Raw genomic sequence first — 16,228 nt, 5'->3', positions numbered from 1 at the left:
GATATCCATTTGGAGGAACTCGGTGATTTATATCCTTATGGCGGCGGTCGCCCTCTTGGCCATCGCCTACATCGTCTATCGCATCCTCGACCTGATTGCCCGCAGGAAGTTCGCCCAGAGCTACGCCACCTGGGAACCCGACCTCGGGCAGTGCTATCGAAAGCATTCGCCCTACGTTCGGGTGGAGGGCAGCTTTACCGATAGGGAAGAGCAGGAAAGGGCCGAGAGGCTCGCCAAGGCGATGGAGGATTTGCTCAGGATGCAGGGTAGGATATAGGGGGCGAGTCCGGCTAATCTGTCTATCGGCAGACCTCGTCCCTCACAGGGTCGAGCTCGCCGGATAGTTCCGCCTCGTCACGCTTTGCTTCGAGCAAGCCATCCAGCCCCCGCTCATCGAACAGCTCGGCCACGCGGTCGAGATCGAGATCGAGATCGTGCCACTCGGTGTCCCCGCCGATGCCGTCGCGAAAGGCATTGAAGCAGACCACATGCGACCGCTCGGCAATTTGGTCCGGCGTCATCTCGGGGAAGTCCGCGCAGACCGCATCCTCGTTCAATCCGAAGAACTCGGTCTCGCGTGCGAACCGCCCCGTATGGTGCCATGACTTATATTCGAGATAGGCCTCGGCGAGCTTCGCCCTGCTCATCGTCTCGATTTCCGGATCGTAGGCGAGGTCGAAGTCGGTGCAGTAGTCCTTGATGGCGGAGATGATCGCGCCGCGCGTCCACTTGGACATCGGCATCTCGCCCGACTCATATGCCTCTTGGGCGCGGACGCTCATGGAAGTTCCCACATAACCGCCTTGCCCGTAACTCACGGCTCCCATGGCTACCACTCCGTATCGTCGTAGGAGTTCTGCCAGTAGTCATCGTATGTGTCGCGGTACTCCTCTTCGAGGCGCTGGTTATAGAGCGCCGCCTCGTCTTTCTTGTAGCAGATGATCTCATCGAATTGCGAGGACTCGTTGTTCCACTCGGCACGTTCCTTGAGTTCACGGTCGAGCTCTTTACTCTGAACGAGACCGAGCGCAGAGACACCCGAATACGGGCCGCCTCGCCCGCTGAACAAATCGATGACATCCCTGCACTCAGTATCGGTCAGGGAGCATTCCAGACCCTCGTAGGGGTCATAGCCCACGATGACGATATCCCCATAAAGCACATCGGCCGGCTCGCCGGCTACGACGGTCTGGCCGGTCAGGGGAGACTCGCGCCCCTCGTCGGTCATCTCCTTGGTACCCCAGATGGCGCGGTTTGCCGGGCAGGCGGAGCGGCCGGCCGAATTGACGTAGACGCACACGGCTTCGCCAAGGGACTTATCGGGCAGCTTATTCGACACATTGGTGACCCTCGCGCCGAGGAGTTCCTTCAAAGCATCACCGCAGTTTCCATCCTCATCGATCGGCAACTCGATCTCGCGGCATTCGGCATTTACGGGAACTAGGACTGCACGCAACGTATCCATCAGCGCTCACCGCCGGTAAGGGCATTGCCCTCGAACTTATCGGTGTCGCGGTTTACCAACTCGGCCTCGTCGCTTTTCGACTCCCCGAGCTCATCGAGGTTGAATTCTCGACCCTGCTCCGCAAGCCTCTCATCGAAATGCTCTGCCACATGGATAATGTCTCCGATGTCGTAGATTTCATGATCGTCGTTGTAGTAGAACAGTTCCCCCACGTTGAGGTCGGGATGGTCCACCACGATCTGGGCGAAGCGGTTCATGTCGGCGATGGGGTCATCCGTGCCGAAGTCGTGCCAAGAGTACTCGGAGAACCGCCCATGGAGCTCATAGTCGCACATGACGATATCGCTCGGCTCCACACCCTCCATATCCGCGAAGACCTTGAGGGCATCTTGAAGCTCGCCTGCATCCATCGGCAGCGTCAGCGGCTGCGAGATATCGACGCCCGCCTCCGCCATCTTGCGGCTCTCGGCATAGACGACGATGCGGTCGGCCGCGAAGTCGCGGTCGCCCTCGAAAGCTGCCTGCTCGAGCTCATCCAAATCGAATTTCATCAACTCGACGCCTACGGAATTGCGGTCGAAGATGCCGCTGGGTGTAAGACAGACTTCTCCACCTGACTCCATCTTGGCACCCAATGCCTCGGCAGGTACGTTCGCGAGCAGCTCGATGACTCCAGCGAGGCTCGCCTTGGCACCATCGGGAAGCCGGTTGTCGACCAAGCAGGTTTCGAGTTCCTCGGAAGCGCGGTCGATAAGCGTGATTCCGTATGCCCGTTGCAGGTCGACGGGGGTTGGATGCTCGTTATCGATATCAACCGAATAACTCGTATACGGAATCTGTCCTACCTGCATGATGACGTTGCCGACCATGAGTGGATCGACCGGTACATCGAAGTTGTCGCAGTAATCGCGAACCGCATCGTAATCGACGTCGGGATTCCTCTTGACGCACTCCGCCATGGCATTCAGAGCCCGCAGGCTCACGTTCTCGTCCTCGTCGAAGTGCAGCTTGTCGATTACGCCGGAAGTCTGGATGTCCTTGATTTCGTATCCATGCGAGCCGAAGCGGGTCACCTTGTCGATGACCCCTTGCAGATCGCTTGGTGCCATCGGCAGGGTGACGCTGTCATGGGGAGCGTGCGCATAATACTCAGAATCGCTCATCGCGACATCGACCTTGATGCATCCGATTTCACTCATCGCCCAGTCTCCTTACTCTCAAATCGCGTTTCGCGATCTTTGTTTCCCTCGACGAGATCGGCCTCAGTCTGCTTCTCATCGCAAAGGTCATCGAGACCTCGCTCCAGCCCGTCTTTAGCCGGCTCCAAGCCGAGCGACGAGCCGTCGATTTCGATTTCCACGGCACTGACACGACCTCCGGCGGGCATCTCCGCCTGACCGCTCGCGATGGCGATGCCCTGTGCGCAGGCGTTATCGATGCACTTGTGGCCGAACTCATGTGCGGACTGGTCTACATCGATGCGCACGTTTGCCATGGGGATGTCGAAACCCGCTTGGCGCAGGGCGCAGCGGATGGCTGCCTTCTCCTCGACTACGCGGCCAATACCGCGACCCTGAAGGCCGGTGAAGCTCATCGATGGCATGCTCGGGTGCTCGTCGATGCTGACCGACACCTTGCCTTTGCCCTCGATGAACAGGCTGCAGGATTTATTGCTCATATTCAGACTCCTTGGCTACTTGTCTTGTTCGTTGTCAGGGGCCTCACGTTCGCCCATCGCGGTATCTTCGACAAGGTCTGCTTCTTCGCTCTTCGCATTGCAGATATCGTCAGGGCCCTGCTCATCGCGCTCGCAGTCGATTTTTTCCATCTCGAGCTCCGCGTTGAACGTAATGCCGTCGACGAGCTCATACCGCTCGATGCACTGTTCGGCTTCCGCAAGGCTGGAGGCGACCCGCTCCATATCGGCAGGCGCTAGGGTCTCTTTCATGTGTTCGGAACCGAATTCATCGACCGCATCAATCACATCTCGGACGGAAACGAAACCGATTGGGAATTTCGTATCGGGATTGACTCCGGCGAGAGAAAAATCATCGGCGCTGCGGCACTCGCTTCGCAGCGTTGGCAGGCCCAGTTCCTCGATTTCAATAACAGCTCGGGAGGAAAACTTATCGCTGAAATAATCGATATCGGCGGCCGCGTGCGAGGCCGCGCCGAAACCGATGGCGCAGCCCAGCATGAACTCGGGGGAGATTTTGCCGACGAGTTCCATATCCAGCACGTCGTTCTCGAACAACTCGGAAATGCACGGCTTGTCCTCTGCCATAGCTGCTCCATCTCTCTTGCTATCTGACCTATCCCAGCGTACTTTCGAGACGTTGTGTCCTTCGAAGGGGGGACGAAAGTAGCCTTCGCCCCAAAAGAAAAGGGGAGGGATGGAAATCCATCCCTCCCCGCATCCAATGGCTGCTGGAACTTAACGCTGGACGTTCTGTGCGCTGCGGTCCTGGGAGCCGCCATCGCGCTCACTTGCCTCGGCGGTCTTCTGCTCGCACAGATCGTCGAGACTGGTCTCCTGCTCCTGGGAGCGGTCGTGGTTCTGATGCTGGGCGCGGTACTCGGCGCGGGCGGCCTCGACGGCATCGGAGAGCTTCTGCGGCTCCACGGACTCATCGTGGCGCTGTCCGTCCTGGTCGTACTTGAAGAGGCTGACGTTGCGGTCGGCGTTGACGAAGACACCCGTGCCCTTACCGGCCTCGATATCGGCCTTGTTCCACGGCTTCTGGAACGTGGTGAAGTTGAAGCCGGAGAGATCCTTGCCGTCGACCTTGGTGCCGCTGGGCAGGGTACACTTCACGGCAGGCCAAGACTCGCCCTTACCGTTGGAGATGGTATACGGCTCACCATTTGCCTTTTCGGTGGTTACCCACTTCGGCGGGAAGTCGATACGGACCTTATCCTTGTTCTGGCTGTTCTGCTCGCTCATGGTTCCTCCATCACGCGAATTGATAACTGAACGACTAGCATGAAGCTCACGTGAACCGCTTCACGCTAGGGGACAGAAGTAGCGTCTACCTTGGAATGCCGTCCGTATCGCGCGGGTCATTTTCCATACGGCAACTACCGTCCTCGCCATACGTTTCGGCGAGGTCATCTAGGCTCGCTTCTTCACTTCGGGAATCATGACGGGCGCCTTGAACACACTTCACCTCGGCCTCGATTTGACCCCACGCCGTGTCATTGATGTCGCAGTATCCGCCCGAGTTCCAAAGGTTTTCGTTAGCGTTGTCACGGACATAACGTGCCTCATCGGCGGACAGGCTTGGATAGTATTCCTGAATGTCATTGGCAGATATGGCGAGGAACACGTTATCGATATCGACACAGAGAACGTCGAATCGTTCCATCAGGTAATCCGCCGCGTCAGGCGAGGTTCCGCCATTGTGCAGGGCCTCGTTCAGTGCGGCTTTCAGGTCATCGAACGAATTGATTTTCAAATCATCAGGCATGGCTATCGTCCTTCCTCATAATGGGCGGTCACCGCATCGTTCCGCTCATCTCCGTTGGCTAATTCCGCCTCATCGCATTTTGAATCACACAGCTCATCGAGACTGAACCCATCGTCTCCCTGCTCGACCTCGGCCGCGCCGCCGCGTTCCATATCGACATCGGCTACCGTCTCGGTAGCGAGCTCAATGGACTTGAAGTAGTCCTTGCCGAGCTTTGGGATAAAGCAGTCTTTTACGAGGTAATCGGTCGCCTTGCTCGCCCGTGATGCGGCCTTCAGCAGCTCACCGCCCGGATCCCTGAACTCCTGGGACCAGCTCTTGAGGTAGGCGGCCGAATTCGACATTGCATCGACTTCGTTGGCGGCAAGGGGCTTATCGTCGTCGACGTTGCGGAGGTCGAGACCGATGGCGTTCGCGGTGAACACGCTCGAGAGCTCTGCAATGAGCTCCTCAAAGGCGTATTTCTGCCTATTCTGCTTCAGTCCGCACTGCTCGCGGTTGTTTCTGCTTGGGTGGCCCGTGGCGTGTCCCATCTCATGGAGCAGCGTTCGGCAGAACGATTCGACGTTCGTGAACTGGTTGCGCTGCGGAACGTAAATCTTGTCTGCACCCGGCAGGTAGAACGCCTCGTCGTTCGGAGTCTCGATTACGGGGCAAGGCGATGCCTTGACGATACCATCGGCCACGCGATCGGGCTCGATGGGCTTGAAGCATTCGACGGAGGCGAGGTTTTCCGTATTCTCCATCTGCTCGGCATTGAACACCGTGAACGTTCCCACGCAGCGCGGCTCGGCCTTGTACTCGGGGTTTGCGAGGGCGATGTCCCACTCCTCTTTGGTCTTGGGCTGCTTGAGTCGGGCCGTCGGATCCGTCCTGCTGACGAGCATGCGCTTCCAGCGTTCGATAGGGTAACCGTGCGATCCCCTGATGATATGGCAGCCCTTATCCGATGCCATCTTGAATGTGGCGAAGCGCGGGTCCCTGAATCCTCCGTCCCTCATGGCGTACATGAGCATGGCGGTATTTCGCGGTCCGTAGCACTCGCCGGTAACGCCGTTCATGGGTGGGTGGGGGAACGACCATTCCTTGACCCAACGAGGACCCTCGCGCTCCATGTCCGCGAGAAGCGCATCGAATAGCGCCTGGCGGGCATCCGTCAGCTTCTCGGTCGGACTCTTTCCTTGATATTTGCCATAGGTTCTCTTGGCCATAGGTAGCTCCCATTCACGTTCGGACAATCCATCTCGAACATAAACGGATGCCTCCCCATCGACCCACCGGGGGACACAAGTAGCCTTCTCCGCATACCTACGCAACTACACGCCTATCTAACTACGTGACTACCGCGCTACACGGCTACGCCGCTACCCGCCAATCACCCAGCAAAGCAAACGGGACGTCCCGAAAGACGTCCCGCGGTAAAACAACTTGTTATTATTCTTGCCCCTTAGCGTTCTCCGTTGGATACGCTTATCTCGTCACCGATCTCGCTATCCTCGGCGACCTCGACCTTTTGCTCCATCATCTCGTCGAGAGATTCAGATGCGTTATCAAGGACCTTATCTTCGTGAGCAGAGGGGTCATGCGAGAGGGATTGCCTCAGCTCGCCATACAGCCCGTTCTGGACAATGAGAGCGACCTCGCGTCCACTTCCTCGAGGACTGTCACGCTGAAAGTAATTCATGGCATCCATCATCTCGCCAGCAGATAGCGATTTGTCCTCACCTGTTTCAGGATCGAAACCGGTTATGACGATATTGCCGAATAGGAGAGATGACGGTAGCCCCGAGACCACCGGCTTTCCATCGATGGCGGAATAATACCCCTCATGCTCCATACTCTCAGTTGCATAGAAGGCGCGATTGGGCTGGCAGCTATATAGACCCTCATCGTTGACATACATCGAGAGATTGAACGGAAGGGCATCGGGCGGTAGATGTCCGGAAGCCTCATCGATGGTGCCTCCCACATGAGACATGATGTCTCGGGTGCCATCGATCTCTATGGCAACGGGATCGAAGCCGACGGGGACAAGCACGGCATGGATTTTCCCAGAGGTATTATCCATGCCTTCCAAGTCGAGTTCGGGGATATCCCCACCGAGGAACTGTTCGATTTCAGCGCGACACGCCTCCGCGTTGCCCGCGTAGGTCAAATCGATAGGCGCGTAGCGGGCGAACGCACGGACGACCGCGCTGGGCAATTTATCTCCAAGTTCGCGTTCGTAGCGCTTGAATCGGCCCCGGTCTCCATCTCCAAAAAGTACATCGGCCCTCTGCAGGAGATAATCAACCGAAACGCCGTTCAGCTTGGTATCGAGGCTGAGCTTCTTCGGCACTTCCATGGTGAGACTGCGCCACCCCTCAGCGGAAGCGCTCGGCCATGCCATGGCCACGCGAACCGAATCGCCGTTATCCACCTGAAATCCGACACCGGGGTAACCGTCACCGCAGATGGAGGGGATTTTAGTGATTTGAGAATCCATTCCGTTCATCTCCAGACTCTAGAGAATTGATTTCCTTCCTTCGATTCTCAAGCTCAACTCACGCCCGCGACCTACGCGGGACAGAAGTAGCCCGACCGACCTCGCTACACGGCTACACGGCTACGCGCCTACATGTTTACGCACCTTCACTGCCCTCCGTAAAACATCCAGCAAACAAAAAGGGGCGCCCTCAAAAGGCGCCCCGCAGCAAATCAACTTGTTATTATTCTCTTTATTATTGTTCTCGCCCGACCGATCGCTGAGGCGCTCTTCTTCCTTCTCCTTCTTATCCTCGTCTCTCTAAACCGGTCGCCACTTTCCACAACTTTAGAGAGACATTTAGAGAGACAACCAAAAATCGCAGGTAGACGGCTCAAGCATTTAGAGAGACATTTAGAGAGACGGCTCCGCGGCATTCCCGCCGCCACCAAACCAAAGCGGGTCCCCGAAAGGACCCGCAATACACCGCACTATGGCATCTCCAACCTAGTCGGCGTAGACGGGGATAATCGATTACCGGCCCGCCATCCCGAGCTTCCCGTAGACCTTCCATTTGCCCGCGATGGGCAGAATCCCGATGAAGGCCAGCAGGACGAAGAGGAAGATGAACAGGGTGAGTCCGGGAACTTCGCTCATTTAGGGCTCCTTTCCCTACAGGCTGCCCATAGCCTGGATGGCCGACATTGCGGCAGGCGACAGAAGCACGCCGAACAGTGCGGGGAAGATCAGGAAGATGATCGGGATGAGCATCTTGGTGCCGATCTTGTTGATCTCCTCCTCCAGCTTCTGCCGGCGGTACGTGCGCACCGTCTGCGCCTGGTTCTCGAGGACCTCGACGAACTGGGCGCCGGTCTGGCGTGCCTGGATGAGCGAGGCGACGAAGATGGTGAGGGGCTGGACTCCCGCGTTGTCGGCGAATTGCTTCAGGGCATCGGTGATATCCATGAAGCGGGCGTTGGCGAGAACGTCGCGGAAGCCCTCGGCGAGCGCCCCCTCGGAGTTCTCTGCCACCGTGCGCACCGCGTCATCAAACGTGGAGCCTGCCGCCATCGAGATGGACATCAGGTCGAGGGCATTGGGCAGCTCGCGCTCGATGTTGTTGCGCCATTCGCGGCGCTTCTGGAGCAGGTACAGCTCCGGCAGGATATAGCCGACCATGCCGCCGAGTCCCGCCGCCGCGACGGTGGCAAGCCCCGTCAGTTTGGTACCGATGAGAATGCCGACCATGATGCCCACGGCGACGCAGATGATTTTCGAGGCCCAGAACATGAGCGCTGAAATCTTGAGACCGGAGCGTTTGATGGCCTCACGCTGGCGCTCCTCCTGCTCACGGGACATGGAGCCGAAAAGCGCCGAACCCTGGAACGGCTGGCCGAACTTGAAGCGCTCCTGCATCTCCTCGCTGCGCTGCTTGAGCGTCTTCTGGTTGACATTGCGCACTTCGATGTCGAATTTCCTCTGCACCGCGAGCGTGGTGCCCAGGCCCGCCGCAAGGGAGCCGGCGCCGATGAGGCCGATAGTTGTTCCGTCGACGATCATGAATATCACTCCTAGTCGGTCTTGATGTCGAGCATCTTGTTGGCGATGAAGTAGCCGAGGATCTCGAGCAGGGCGCAGATGCCGATGACGACGAGGCCCATGGCGCTCGAATAGAACTCGCGGTACATGTCGTTGCCGACATAAAAGACGAGACCAAGCGCGGGCGGCACGCAGACCATGAGGATGGCCGTGAAACGGGCCTGCGAGGTGCGTGAGCGCACCATCTGGCGCAGCTCGCAGCGCTGCTGGATGGTGTTTCCAACCGAGTCCACGATGTCGGCCAGAGAGCCGCCCGTGCGCATCTGGGCGCGAACCGCCGAGGCGAACAGCTTGAGGTCTGAGGAGTTGTTGCGCTCCGCCATCTTGTCAAGCGCCTTGTCGATGGGCATGCCGCGGTCCATGTCACGGCGGAGCCGCTCGAACTCTCCCTTGATGGGTTCGTCCATGTTCTCCGCGACGGGGCGGATGGCCTGTGAGAGCATCGCGCCGCCGCGCAGGTTGGCGGAAATCAGCGGCATGGTCTGCCCCAGCAGCTCCTCGAAGCGCTTCTCGCTGTGCTTCTTCCTGAATGACAGGGTGAATAGCGGGATGAAGGCACCCAGGGCGGCGAGAAGCATGACGACGAGGGCGTCCATTCCCATGACGATACCGAACAACGGAGGTACCGCCGTGCATGCCGCCCAGATGCTCATGAACTCGTTCAGGGACAGCTTGATTCCGCTGCCCTCGATATGTTTGCGGGCGACCTCGCGAAGGTCGGCGAGGATACTGATAGATTTCTTCTTTGAACCCTCTTCGTCCTCGTTATAGATATCGCGGCGCTCGGAGAGGACGCGCAGCTGCCTTGAGACGAGCAGCGCCATGACGCAAAGCGTCAGCACGGCGATGATGAGGGCGTAGGTGACGCCGTAGAAGAAATAGGTGACGACCGTCTGGTCCATGTCTACCACAACCCTCCGTTGTCGAACCATTCGGGCTTGATGTCGATTCCGTTGGAATAGAAGCGCTCCTTATGCTCCTCGGAGACGATGCGCGAGCCGGTCGGACGGAACTCGCCCTTGATTCGCCCGTTGCCGTCGACACCGGTCTTCTGGAACTTCATGATGGATCCGATGGTCGGGACGTTGCCCTGCATACCGCAGACCTCGCAGATGTTGTTGACTCGGCGGCTTCCGTCCGGAAGGCGCTTGATCTCGACGACGAAGTCGACGGCCTCGGTGATGATCTTCATGATGGCATCGGGAGGCATGTTCGCACCTGCACGGCTCATCTGCACGAGGTTCTGCAGGCGGTCGAGTGCGGCACGCGGGTTGTTCGCGTGCGTGGTCGTGAGCGAGCCGTCGTGGCCGGAGTTCATGGCCTGGAGCATGTCGAACGCCTCCGGGCCTCGGCACTCGCCGACGACGATGCGGTCGGGTCGCTGGCGCAGCGTGTTGATGACGAGCTGCCGGAGCGTGATCTCGCCCTTACCCTCGTTGTTGGCGGGACGAGACTGCAGCGACAGGACGTGACTCTTGGCGAGGTTGAGCTCGGCCGTGTCCTCGACCGTGATGATGCGCTGGCCGTCGGGGATGTAGTTGGACAGGGCGTTGAGCAGGGTGGTCTTGCCCGAGCCCGTGCCACCCTCGATGACGATGTTCATGCGTGCGAGGACGAGCGCCTGCAGGAAGTCAGCCATGTTCTCGTCCATGGATCCGTTGGCAATGAGGGATTCGGGCGTGAGGGCGTCGTTGCGGAACTTGCGGATGTCGAGCGTCCAGTGCTTCGCGATGCCGAAGGCCACAGCGTTGACGCGGCTGCCGTCGAACGGGGCGCCGGCGCGGTGCAGCGTGCAGTCGCAAAGCGGGCTCTGGTTGTCGCACCTGCGACCGTCCGAGGAGACGATGCGGGCGATAGTCCTCTGGACATGCTCCTCATCGAAGAAATGCACGTCCGAGAGCGTGATCTTGCCGCGGCGCTCGACCATGACCTGGTCGGGGGAGTTGACCATGATTTCGGAGACCTCGGGGTCCCAGAGCAGCTCCTCGATGGGGCCGAGCTGGAACAGGTCGTCCACGACGAATTTGGCCGCCTGGCGCATCACGTCCTCGCTGGCCCCCTCGAAGGCGGGCGAGCGGTTGACGTATGCGAAGGCTCGGTCGCGCAGGCGCTCGATGCCGTCGGACACCTCTCCGACGAGGGCAACTTGGTTCTGCAGGTCGTTGGCGCATCGCGTCATCACCTCGGCGACCGCATTGTCATACATTTTATCAAGCATGGCTACTCCTCGGTCGCGGCGGCGTCCGCCTCGGCGTCCTTGGTATCGGAGGCGTTATCGCTATGCGCATCGAGGGCATCCGCGTCGGAATCGTCCTTGGGGTTCTCGCTGAGCGGCTGCGCGGCGAGGCTGATCGAATCGGCCGAGCCGATTTCGGAAAGCTGCTCGGGGGTCAGCTCGAGCGTGACGGTGGAGTAGCCCGCGCTCTGGGAGGAGCCGTCCGAGCTCTGAAGCGTGGCGTCGGTGGCGAGCACCTTGACGTTCTGGTAGGCGACGGTCTGCTGCGTGCTGCCGTTACCGGCCTTGAAGGTCGCGGTCACGGTGACGTAGTCGCCCGGCTTGAGCAGCGGGGACATGCTGGCCGCGGCGTCGAGCGAGAAGGTTCGCGCCACGTGGCCCGAGGCGAGGGCGAGCGAGATGGATGACGGGTTGGAGGAACCCTGGACGGTGCTCATGGAGATGGGGACGCCCTTCGTCAGGCTGCCGACCGGGGCCTTGCCGATCAAATCGGACTTGTTCGACGCATCGGCCGCATCCGAGGGGGTGTAGCGCTTTGGCACCTGGGTCTCCTCGAGCATGTCGGCGGTGATGGGGGTTCCCGCCTTGATGGTCTCCTTGGGGACGACGATTTCGATCATATCGGCCTGGCTCTTGGCGACCGTGTCCTGCGCGACGGTGAACTCCACTGCCGCGAAGGCGAGCGAGCCGACTGCGACCGCAGCGCAAGCGCCGCAGAGCCACGAGAGCTGGCGACGGCGCTTCTCGGGGGTCACGATTTTAGAGGAGGGGTCTTTCTCCTTCTTGCCGCCGAAGAGGGTAAATCCCTTCTTCTTGTTCTTCTCGCCGTCCAAGGGAAGCTCGGCGGGGTCCTTATCCTTCTTGTTGAACATGGTGTTCCTTTCCGGCGCCGTGAGCGCCTGTCTCATCGCTTATGGCTCCGGCACTCATGAGAGTTCCGCAAGTCCTTTTTCGATGGCCGCATGCAGCGCATCGGAGATATCCGAGGTCGCGCTGAGCGCCGTATAGGTTTCCTGGCCGATGGCCTTGTCCGCCGCTTTGGTCAGACGGCAACCGTGACCGGACGTGTTTTGCCGCCAGACCTCGGTAGACGAATAGGGGTTGATGGTGAACGTGATGGTGTTCTTGATGGGAATCGAGCCGAAGCCGAATGTCTGGGCGAAAACGCACTTGTACGTTCCGGTGACCGAGACCTCGACTCCGATGAGCCTGTTCATGCTGCCGGACTCTGACTCGGGTACTTCCCATGAGGTCACGGAGACCTCGGAGCCCTTAAGCTCGCTGAGGTTCTGCTTCAGGGACGAGTAAATGACCTCATCGAGGGCGCGGGTCGAGTCGGTGGCATCGAACTTGATCTCGTTGCTGCGCGAGAGCGCCGCCTCCTTGGCGATCTCGATCGCATCGTTTTGGCGCTGGGATTTCCACCAGCCGCCCGATGCGTCGATTGCCAAGCCCAAGACCATGACAAGCGCCGCGGCCACGAGGACGAACATCACGAGTGCCTGCCCGCGCGAGGCTCCCTTGGCGAATCGCTTCATCTATGCCACCTCCCAGCGCCGCTCGACGGTGAAGCTCTGTTTGACGGACCGGCGGTAGGGGATGCCCCCGTTGCCCGCAAGTCCGATGCCCCGACCGAGGCGAACGGTGATATCGGCGGAGATATCCAGGTAGGAGGCCGTCGTCGTCTTCAGCTCGCTGCCGAGCTGGACTGCCGTGCTGTTGCCGCGATCGGTGCTGCTCATGTCCTCGAGGTGGATTTCGGCGGAGTTGACCTCGATATCGTCTTCGGAAAGCCCCGAGGCGGCCGCAACGCAGCTCTTGACGACCTGCTTGGCATCCATGCTTTCCCAACCGCTGGGAAGCTCGTCCGCCATATGCGACACCTGGTAGTCGAAAGACGATTTCTGGAAGGTGATGAGGCCGAAGCACAGCACGGCCATCATCAGCAGGATGAGCCAGATGCCGGCGAAGGCGAACTCCACGGTCGTCTGCCCGCTGGGAGCGCGGAATCTCATCGCAGTACACCTTCTTCCGAGGCGCTGCCTACCACGGTCGCGGTGGCCGTGGCCGTGTTCCCCTCGCCGAAAAGCGAGGGCAGGAAGGTCTTGATGGTTTTCTTGCAGGTAAACGCCTTGCTTTTCGTGACGGTTTTCGTATCGGCCGTTTTCCAGCCACCTGACTGCTTGACGTGCATCGTATAGTCACTCTCCGTGGTGCCTGCGTCCTCGGCACTGAACGAGAACTCGACGCCTTCGGTCCCCTTGACGCACTCGAGTACATGGGCCTTGACGTCGGCATCGCCGGCATCGGGTCGCTTCGTGTAGAACGTGGCCGCCTCGGTCGCCGCCGTCCGCACGCACATGGCGCTGCGGTAGTAGGCCGAGCCGTCGAGCAGGGCGAACAGCATGATGATGAGCAGCGGGGCAGACAGGACGAACTCGACGAGCGACTGACCGCGCACCCTTCCGTTATTTGCAATTCGTTTCATGACATCACGCAACCAAGACGAACGCGAGGGCTGGCAGGAAGGCGAGGGGCGCGAAGGGCAGGGCCGTATCCGATTTCCTGATCTTGAGTACGGCGAGCGTGACCGAGCACTCGGCGAGCAAGACCAGGCACGCCGCGGAGAGGGAGGTGCTACTTCCCGCGGCCGACGCTCCGACCGCGCCGAGCAAAAGGACATCGCCCAGCCCGAACGCCTCTTTTCCGCAGGCCCTTTCCGCCATGAATGCGGCGAGGTACAGGACCGTGCTGAGACCCAGCCCCTGGGCGAGCTTTTGCGGGATATCCGCACCGCCACCCATGAGAAGACCGAAAAGGGCCAGGGAGGCGATCGAGTAGAGGTCGATACGCCGGAATCGGAAATCGTTCACGCAGATGTCGATGAACGTCGCGACCCAAAGGCCGAAGATGGGCTCCTTCAGCACGCCTGCCGCCGCACCCGCGGCGATGCCGACCGCCAGGCAGCCCCCGAGAAGCCAATCCGAGCAACCCGAACCGAGACGGCCGTCTTCACGGCCGCCCCAGAACTTATAGGATTTCTCGATGGCGGCGAGATCGCCTTCGGAAAAGCCGCAGGCCGTACTGGCCGCACGGGCGACGGAAGGGCAGACGAGGCCCTTGAATGCCCCATCGCGGATCTCGTCGACCCACTCGGGATCGGCGCCGAGGCCGCTATCGATGGCATGGATTTGCTCGACGTCTACCTTCTCTGAGTCCTTATTCTTCGCCGCGAGGGAGAAGATGGCCCCGGTGAGGATTATCGCCGCTCCGATACCTCCAATTACTCCATTGATCACGGTCATCGGGTGTCTCCTGTCAGTCTCTGGTTAAAAGAAAAGGCACCATCCGTCTTGGGAAACGGACGGTGCCGAAAAAGCAAGCAGCTGGGCTACTAGGCACCGAAGCCGGTGGAGGTGCCGGTGGAGAGCGTGGTGGCGATCTTGTTGAACTGGTTGCGGATGGCGCCTGCGACGGCGGGGCCGGCGAAGACGACGACGAGCGAGATGACGGCGATGATCAGGACGTACTCGATGAGGCCCTGGCCGGAAAGCTCGCCGGCACGGGCGGCGCGGAAGTCACGCACGAGCTTGTTCTTGAGCTGGTTCTTGGCGACCACGGCGTGGGCGCAGGCGGAGTTGACGAAATCCATTGGTGAAATCCCTTCTGTAAGATTTGATGGAACTGATGAAAGACCGAGGACTAGTGACCGGGGGTGACGACGGCGCCGAAACCGGTACCGGTGCCGGTGTTCAGGGTGTTGGTAATCTTCGCGAACTGGTTGCGGATGGCGCCTGCGACGGCGGGGCCGGCGAAGACGACGACGAGCGAGATGACGGCGATGATCAGGACGTACTCGATGAGGCCCTGGCCGGAAAGCTCGCCGGCACGGGCGGCGCGGAAGTCACGCACGAGCTTGTTCTTGAGCTGGTTCTTGGCGACCACGGCATGGGCGCAGGCGGAGTTGACGAAATCCATTGGATGAATCCTCTCAGTTGAGAACGACAAAAGGTGAGGGGCGCGCTCCCTCGGCGAACATAATCGGACTCCGTCAAGCGGAAGATAATGTCGTGCCGCAGCGGCAATCACATTTGCGTTACCCCGGTGGATTTTGGATATTCGAGACGAAGTCCTGTATTCATTTGCGGTTGATTTCGGCTAAATAAAAACGGCTGACCGTATCGGCCAGCCGTTAAACATAGATATGTATGGGAAATCGCTCTAAGTGAGCTTGGCGGAGCCGCCTTGCTCTTTCGACTCCAAGAAGGCCTTCATCAGCGATTTCGCGCTGACGAGATCCGAGCAGATGCCGACGAGTGGGCAGTCCTTCGGCTCGCGCCTGAGGGAGATGAATGGCAGGCCTTCCTTGCTGACCAGCACGAAATACTTCTTCATGGAACCGCTTCCTATCTATACAGGCTGATGGCGTCGCCGTAGGCGCCATCCTCGTCCGAGTTGCCGGACTCATCTGTATCGATTGCCAAGGCAGCGGCCTGACAATCTTTCCGCGGCCGATGCGCGGCCGGTCTGAACTCGTCGAGCGAGACGTCGAGCGCCGTGGCGATCCTCTCGATATTCGTGAACGAGGTCAGCCTGCGCCCCGTCAGAAGGCGTGTGATTATGTTTTTCGACACTCCCGAGGCGAGGGCGAGCGAACTCTGGTCCATGCCCTTTTTCCGCATGATTCGCCATATACGGACCCCGAGTTCCTTGTCCCCGGATTCGGTATCGCGACCCGCGATCGTTTCCCTGCGGGTCACGTCCTTGTAAGTGTTCATAAGCAGCCGCCCGTTGAGTCAAAATTTTGCACAAGTCAAAACTTAACCCAGCGGGACGTAAAACTTAAGTAGGGTCATTCTGACCCCAGTTCATTATGATTGTTGTTAGGCCAAAACAAACATCTTTCCAAAGATGGAATGTCGCGCCTGTCGGAGATACTCAGTCGAGACCGATTCGGTCTGCCTGCTCTTTGGAACCATGGGGCCTCCAGCTGGGAA

The 16,228-nt window shown here is 59.6% G+C and carries 23 protein-coding genes; 1 reads left to right on the top strand and 22 read right to left on the bottom strand.

What is annotated here, in order from left to right; genetic code table 11:
• Window positions 1-22 precede the first annotated feature (22 nt).
• Window positions 23-277 (top strand): hypothetical protein, encoded by a 255-nt coding sequence (locus PMX60_RS09595; RefSeq protein WP_271747733.1) that lies wholly within the window; start codon window positions 23-25, stop codon window positions 275-277.
• 22 nt (window positions 278-299) lie between these two features.
• On the opposite strand, the gene PMX60_RS09590 is transcribed toward PMX60_RS09595, so the two are convergent.
• From PMX60_RS09590 to PMX60_RS09485, 22 genes are all read right to left on the bottom strand, one after another.
• Window positions 300-794, bottom strand: a complete 495-nt coding sequence (locus PMX60_RS09590; RefSeq protein WP_271747732.1) for a hypothetical protein — start codon at window positions 792-794, stop codon at window positions 300-302.
• A gap of 35 nt (window positions 795-829) precedes the next feature.
• The gene (locus tag PMX60_RS09585; RefSeq protein WP_271747731.1) at window positions 830-1,465 is read right to left on the bottom strand and encodes a DUF3846 domain-containing protein; all 636 of its coding nucleotides are present in this window, start codon (window positions 1,463-1,465) and stop codon (window positions 830-832) included.
• Complete coding sequence (locus PMX60_RS09580) at window positions 1,465-2,664, bottom strand: hypothetical protein (protein WP_271747730.1); 1,200 nt, start codon at window positions 2,662-2,664, stop codon at window positions 1,465-1,467. Before PMX60_RS09580 ends, PMX60_RS09585 begins: the two co-directional genes overlap by 1 nt.
• On the bottom strand, window positions 2,661-3,143 hold the full coding sequence (locus tag PMX60_RS09575) for a hypothetical protein (protein WP_271747729.1): 483 nt from the start codon (window positions 3,141-3,143) through the stop codon (window positions 2,661-2,663). The genes PMX60_RS09580 and PMX60_RS09575 overlap by 4 nt, the downstream gene beginning before the upstream one ends.
• 15 nt (window positions 3,144-3,158) lie before the next feature.
• Window positions 3,159-3,749: a hypothetical protein gene (locus PMX60_RS09570; RefSeq protein ID WP_271747728.1), complete on the bottom strand. Its 591-nt coding sequence runs from the start codon at window positions 3,747-3,749 to the stop codon at window positions 3,159-3,161.
• Between the two features lie 150 nt (window positions 3,750-3,899).
• On the bottom strand, window positions 3,900-4,409 hold the full coding sequence (locus PMX60_RS09565) for a hypothetical protein (RefSeq protein WP_271747727.1): 510 nt from the start codon (window positions 4,407-4,409) through the stop codon (window positions 3,900-3,902).
• An 85-nt stretch (window positions 4,410-4,494) separates the two neighbouring features.
• On the bottom strand, window positions 4,495-4,932 hold the full coding sequence (locus PMX60_RS09560; RefSeq protein ID WP_271747725.1) for a hypothetical protein: 438 nt from the start codon (window positions 4,930-4,932) through the stop codon (window positions 4,495-4,497).
• Between the two features lie 2 nt (window positions 4,933-4,934).
• Entirely contained in the window at window positions 4,935-6,143 is a 1,209-nt protein-coding gene (locus PMX60_RS09555) for an ArdC family protein (protein ID WP_271747723.1), read from the bottom strand.
• 236 nt (window positions 6,144-6,379) lie between these two features.
• Window positions 6,380-7,417 (bottom strand): DUF3846 domain-containing protein, encoded by a 1,038-nt coding sequence (locus PMX60_RS09550; protein WP_271747722.1) that lies wholly within the window; start codon window positions 7,415-7,417, stop codon window positions 6,380-6,382.
• A 513-nt stretch (window positions 7,418-7,930) separates the two neighbouring features.
• Complete coding sequence (locus tag PMX60_RS09545; protein ID WP_271747721.1) at window positions 7,931-8,053, bottom strand: hypothetical protein; 123 nt, start codon at window positions 8,051-8,053, stop codon at window positions 7,931-7,933.
• A gap of 15 nt (window positions 8,054-8,068) precedes the next feature.
• A complete protein-coding gene (locus PMX60_RS09540) occupies window positions 8,069-8,956 on the bottom strand; it encodes a type II secretion system F family protein (protein ID WP_271747720.1) in 888 nt (295 codons plus the stop codon).
• 11 nt (window positions 8,957-8,967) lie between these two features.
• Window positions 8,968-9,897, bottom strand: a complete 930-nt coding sequence (locus PMX60_RS09535; RefSeq protein WP_271747749.1) for a type II secretion system F family protein — start codon at window positions 9,895-9,897, stop codon at window positions 8,968-8,970.
• 2 nt (window positions 9,898-9,899) lie between these two features.
• A complete protein-coding gene (locus PMX60_RS09530) occupies window positions 9,900-11,213 on the bottom strand; it encodes a CpaF family protein (protein ID WP_271747718.1) in 1,314 nt (437 codons plus the stop codon).
• Between the two features lie 2 nt (window positions 11,214-11,215).
• Window positions 11,216-12,103, bottom strand: a complete 888-nt coding sequence (gene cpaB, locus PMX60_RS09525) for a Flp pilus assembly protein CpaB (protein ID WP_271747716.1) — start codon at window positions 12,101-12,103, stop codon at window positions 11,216-11,218.
• Window positions 12,104-12,157: 54 nt separating this feature from the next.
• Window positions 12,158-12,769 (bottom strand): TadE/TadG family type IV pilus assembly protein, encoded by a 612-nt coding sequence (locus PMX60_RS09520; RefSeq protein WP_271747715.1) that lies wholly within the window; start codon window positions 12,767-12,769, stop codon window positions 12,158-12,160.
• On the bottom strand, window positions 12,770-13,246 hold the full coding sequence (locus tag PMX60_RS09515; RefSeq protein WP_271747714.1) for a TadE family protein: 477 nt from the start codon (window positions 13,244-13,246) through the stop codon (window positions 12,770-12,772).
• Window positions 13,243-13,719: a TadE family protein gene (locus PMX60_RS09510; protein ID WP_271747713.1), complete on the bottom strand. Its 477-nt coding sequence runs from the start codon at window positions 13,717-13,719 to the stop codon at window positions 13,243-13,245. The genes PMX60_RS09515 and PMX60_RS09510 overlap by 4 nt, the downstream gene beginning before the upstream one ends.
• Before the next feature lie 4 nt (window positions 13,720-13,723).
• Window positions 13,724-14,536: an A24 family peptidase gene (locus PMX60_RS09505; RefSeq protein WP_271747712.1), complete on the bottom strand. Its 813-nt coding sequence runs from the start codon at window positions 14,534-14,536 to the stop codon at window positions 13,724-13,726.
• A gap of 89 nt (window positions 14,537-14,625) precedes the next feature.
• Window positions 14,626-14,883 carry a Flp family type IVb pilin gene (locus tag PMX60_RS09500; protein ID WP_271747711.1) on the bottom strand — a complete coding sequence of 86 codons (258 nt, stop codon included), beginning with the start codon at window positions 14,881-14,883 and terminating at the stop codon, window positions 14,626-14,628.
• A 50-nt stretch (window positions 14,884-14,933) separates the two neighbouring features.
• Window positions 14,934-15,209, bottom strand: coding sequence for a Flp family type IVb pilin (locus PMX60_RS09495; RefSeq protein ID WP_271747710.1), 276 nt, complete (start codon window positions 15,207-15,209; stop codon window positions 14,934-14,936).
• 243 nt (window positions 15,210-15,452) lie between these two features.
• Complete coding sequence (locus PMX60_RS09490; RefSeq protein WP_271747709.1) at window positions 15,453-15,626, bottom strand: hypothetical protein; 174 nt, start codon at window positions 15,624-15,626, stop codon at window positions 15,453-15,455.
• Window positions 15,627-15,637: 11 nt separating this feature from the next.
• On the bottom strand, window positions 15,638-16,009 hold the full coding sequence (locus PMX60_RS09485; RefSeq protein ID WP_271747708.1) for a helix-turn-helix domain-containing protein: 372 nt from the start codon (window positions 16,007-16,009) through the stop codon (window positions 15,638-15,640).
• Window positions 16,010-16,228: the final 219 nt, after the last annotated feature.

It is taken from the genome of Collinsella aerofaciens (assembly GCF_028206995.1).
GTDB classification, from domain to species: Bacteria; Actinomycetota; Coriobacteriia; order Coriobacteriales; family Coriobacteriaceae; genus Collinsella; species Collinsella aerofaciens_AQ.
The sequence above is the reverse complement of the archived record's forward strand: the minus strand, read 5'-3'. Positions and strand labels throughout refer to the sequence as shown.

What these genes read in the sequence shown, in the direction of transcription:
- PMX60_RS09570 (WP_271747728.1), bottom strand. Translation starts at nt 3,749, where the DNA reads ATGGCAGAGGACAAGCCGTGCATTTCCGAGTTGTTCGAGAACGACGTG.
- PMX60_RS09575 (WP_271747729.1), bottom strand. Translation starts at nt 3,143, where the DNA reads ATGAGCAATAAATCCTGCAGCCTGTTCATCGAGGGCAAAGGCAAGGTG.
- PMX60_RS09585 (WP_271747731.1), bottom strand. Translation starts at nt 1,465, where the DNA reads ATGGATACGTTGCGTGCAGTCCTAGTTCCCGTAAATGCCGAATGCCGC.
- PMX60_RS09520 (WP_271747715.1), bottom strand. Translation starts at nt 12,769, where the DNA reads ATGAAGCGATTCGCCAAGGGAGCCTCGCGCGGGCAGGCACTCGTGATG.
- PMX60_RS09505 (WP_271747712.1), bottom strand. Translation starts at nt 14,536, where the DNA reads ATGACCGTGATCAATGGAGTAATTGGAGGTATCGGAGCGGCGATAATC.
- PMX60_RS09500 (WP_271747711.1), bottom strand. Translation starts at nt 14,883, where the DNA reads ATGGATTTCGTCAACTCCGCCTGCGCCCACGCCGTGGTCGCCAAGAAC.
- PMX60_RS09540 (WP_271747720.1), bottom strand. Translation starts at nt 8,956, where the DNA reads ATGATCGTCGACGGAACAACTATCGGCCTCATCGGCGCCGGCTCCCTT.
- PMX60_RS09560 (WP_271747725.1), bottom strand. Translation starts at nt 4,932, where the DNA reads ATGCCTGATGATTTGAAAATCAATTCGTTCGATGACCTGAAAGCCGCA.
- PMX60_RS09565 (WP_271747727.1), bottom strand. Translation starts at nt 4,409, where the DNA reads ATGAGCGAGCAGAACAGCCAGAACAAGGATAAGGTCCGTATCGACTTC.
- PMX60_RS09550 (WP_271747722.1), bottom strand. Translation starts at nt 7,417, where the DNA reads ATGGATTCTCAAATCACTAAAATCCCCTCCATCTGCGGTGACGGTTAC.
- PMX60_RS09490 (WP_271747709.1), bottom strand. Translation starts at nt 15,626, where the DNA reads ATGAAGAAGTATTTCGTGCTGGTCAGCAAGGAAGGCCTGCCATTCATC.
- PMX60_RS09530 (WP_271747718.1), bottom strand. Translation starts at nt 11,213, where the DNA reads ATGCTTGATAAAATGTATGACAATGCGGTCGCCGAGGTGATGACGCGA.
- PMX60_RS09555 (WP_271747723.1), bottom strand. Translation starts at nt 6,143, where the DNA reads ATGGCCAAGAGAACCTATGGCAAATATCAAGGAAAGAGTCCGACCGAG.
- PMX60_RS09515 (WP_271747714.1), bottom strand. Translation starts at nt 13,246, where the DNA reads ATGAGATTCCGCGCTCCCAGCGGGCAGACGACCGTGGAGTTCGCCTTC.
- PMX60_RS09510 (WP_271747713.1), bottom strand. Translation starts at nt 13,719, where the DNA reads ATGAAACGAATTGCAAATAACGGAAGGGTGCGCGGTCAGTCGCTCGTC.
- PMX60_RS09495 (WP_271747710.1), bottom strand. Translation starts at nt 15,209, where the DNA reads ATGGATTTCGTCAACTCCGCCTGCGCCCATGCCGTGGTCGCCAAGAAC.
- PMX60_RS09535 (WP_271747749.1), bottom strand. Translation starts at nt 9,897, where the DNA reads ATGGACCAGACGGTCGTCACCTATTTCTTCTACGGCGTCACCTACGCC.
- PMX60_RS09485 (WP_271747708.1), bottom strand. Translation starts at nt 16,009, where the DNA reads ATGAACACTTACAAGGACGTGACCCGCAGGGAAACGATCGCGGGTCGC.
- cpaB (WP_271747716.1), bottom strand. Translation starts at nt 12,103, where the DNA reads ATGTTCAACAAGAAGGATAAGGACCCCGCCGAGCTTCCCTTGGACGGC.
- PMX60_RS09545 (WP_271747721.1), bottom strand. Translation starts at nt 8,053, where the DNA reads ATGAGCGAAGTTCCCGGACTCACCCTGTTCATCTTCCTCTTCGTCCTG.
- PMX60_RS09580 (WP_271747730.1), bottom strand. Translation starts at nt 2,664, where the DNA reads ATGAGTGAAATCGGATGCATCAAGGTCGATGTCGCGATGAGCGATTCT.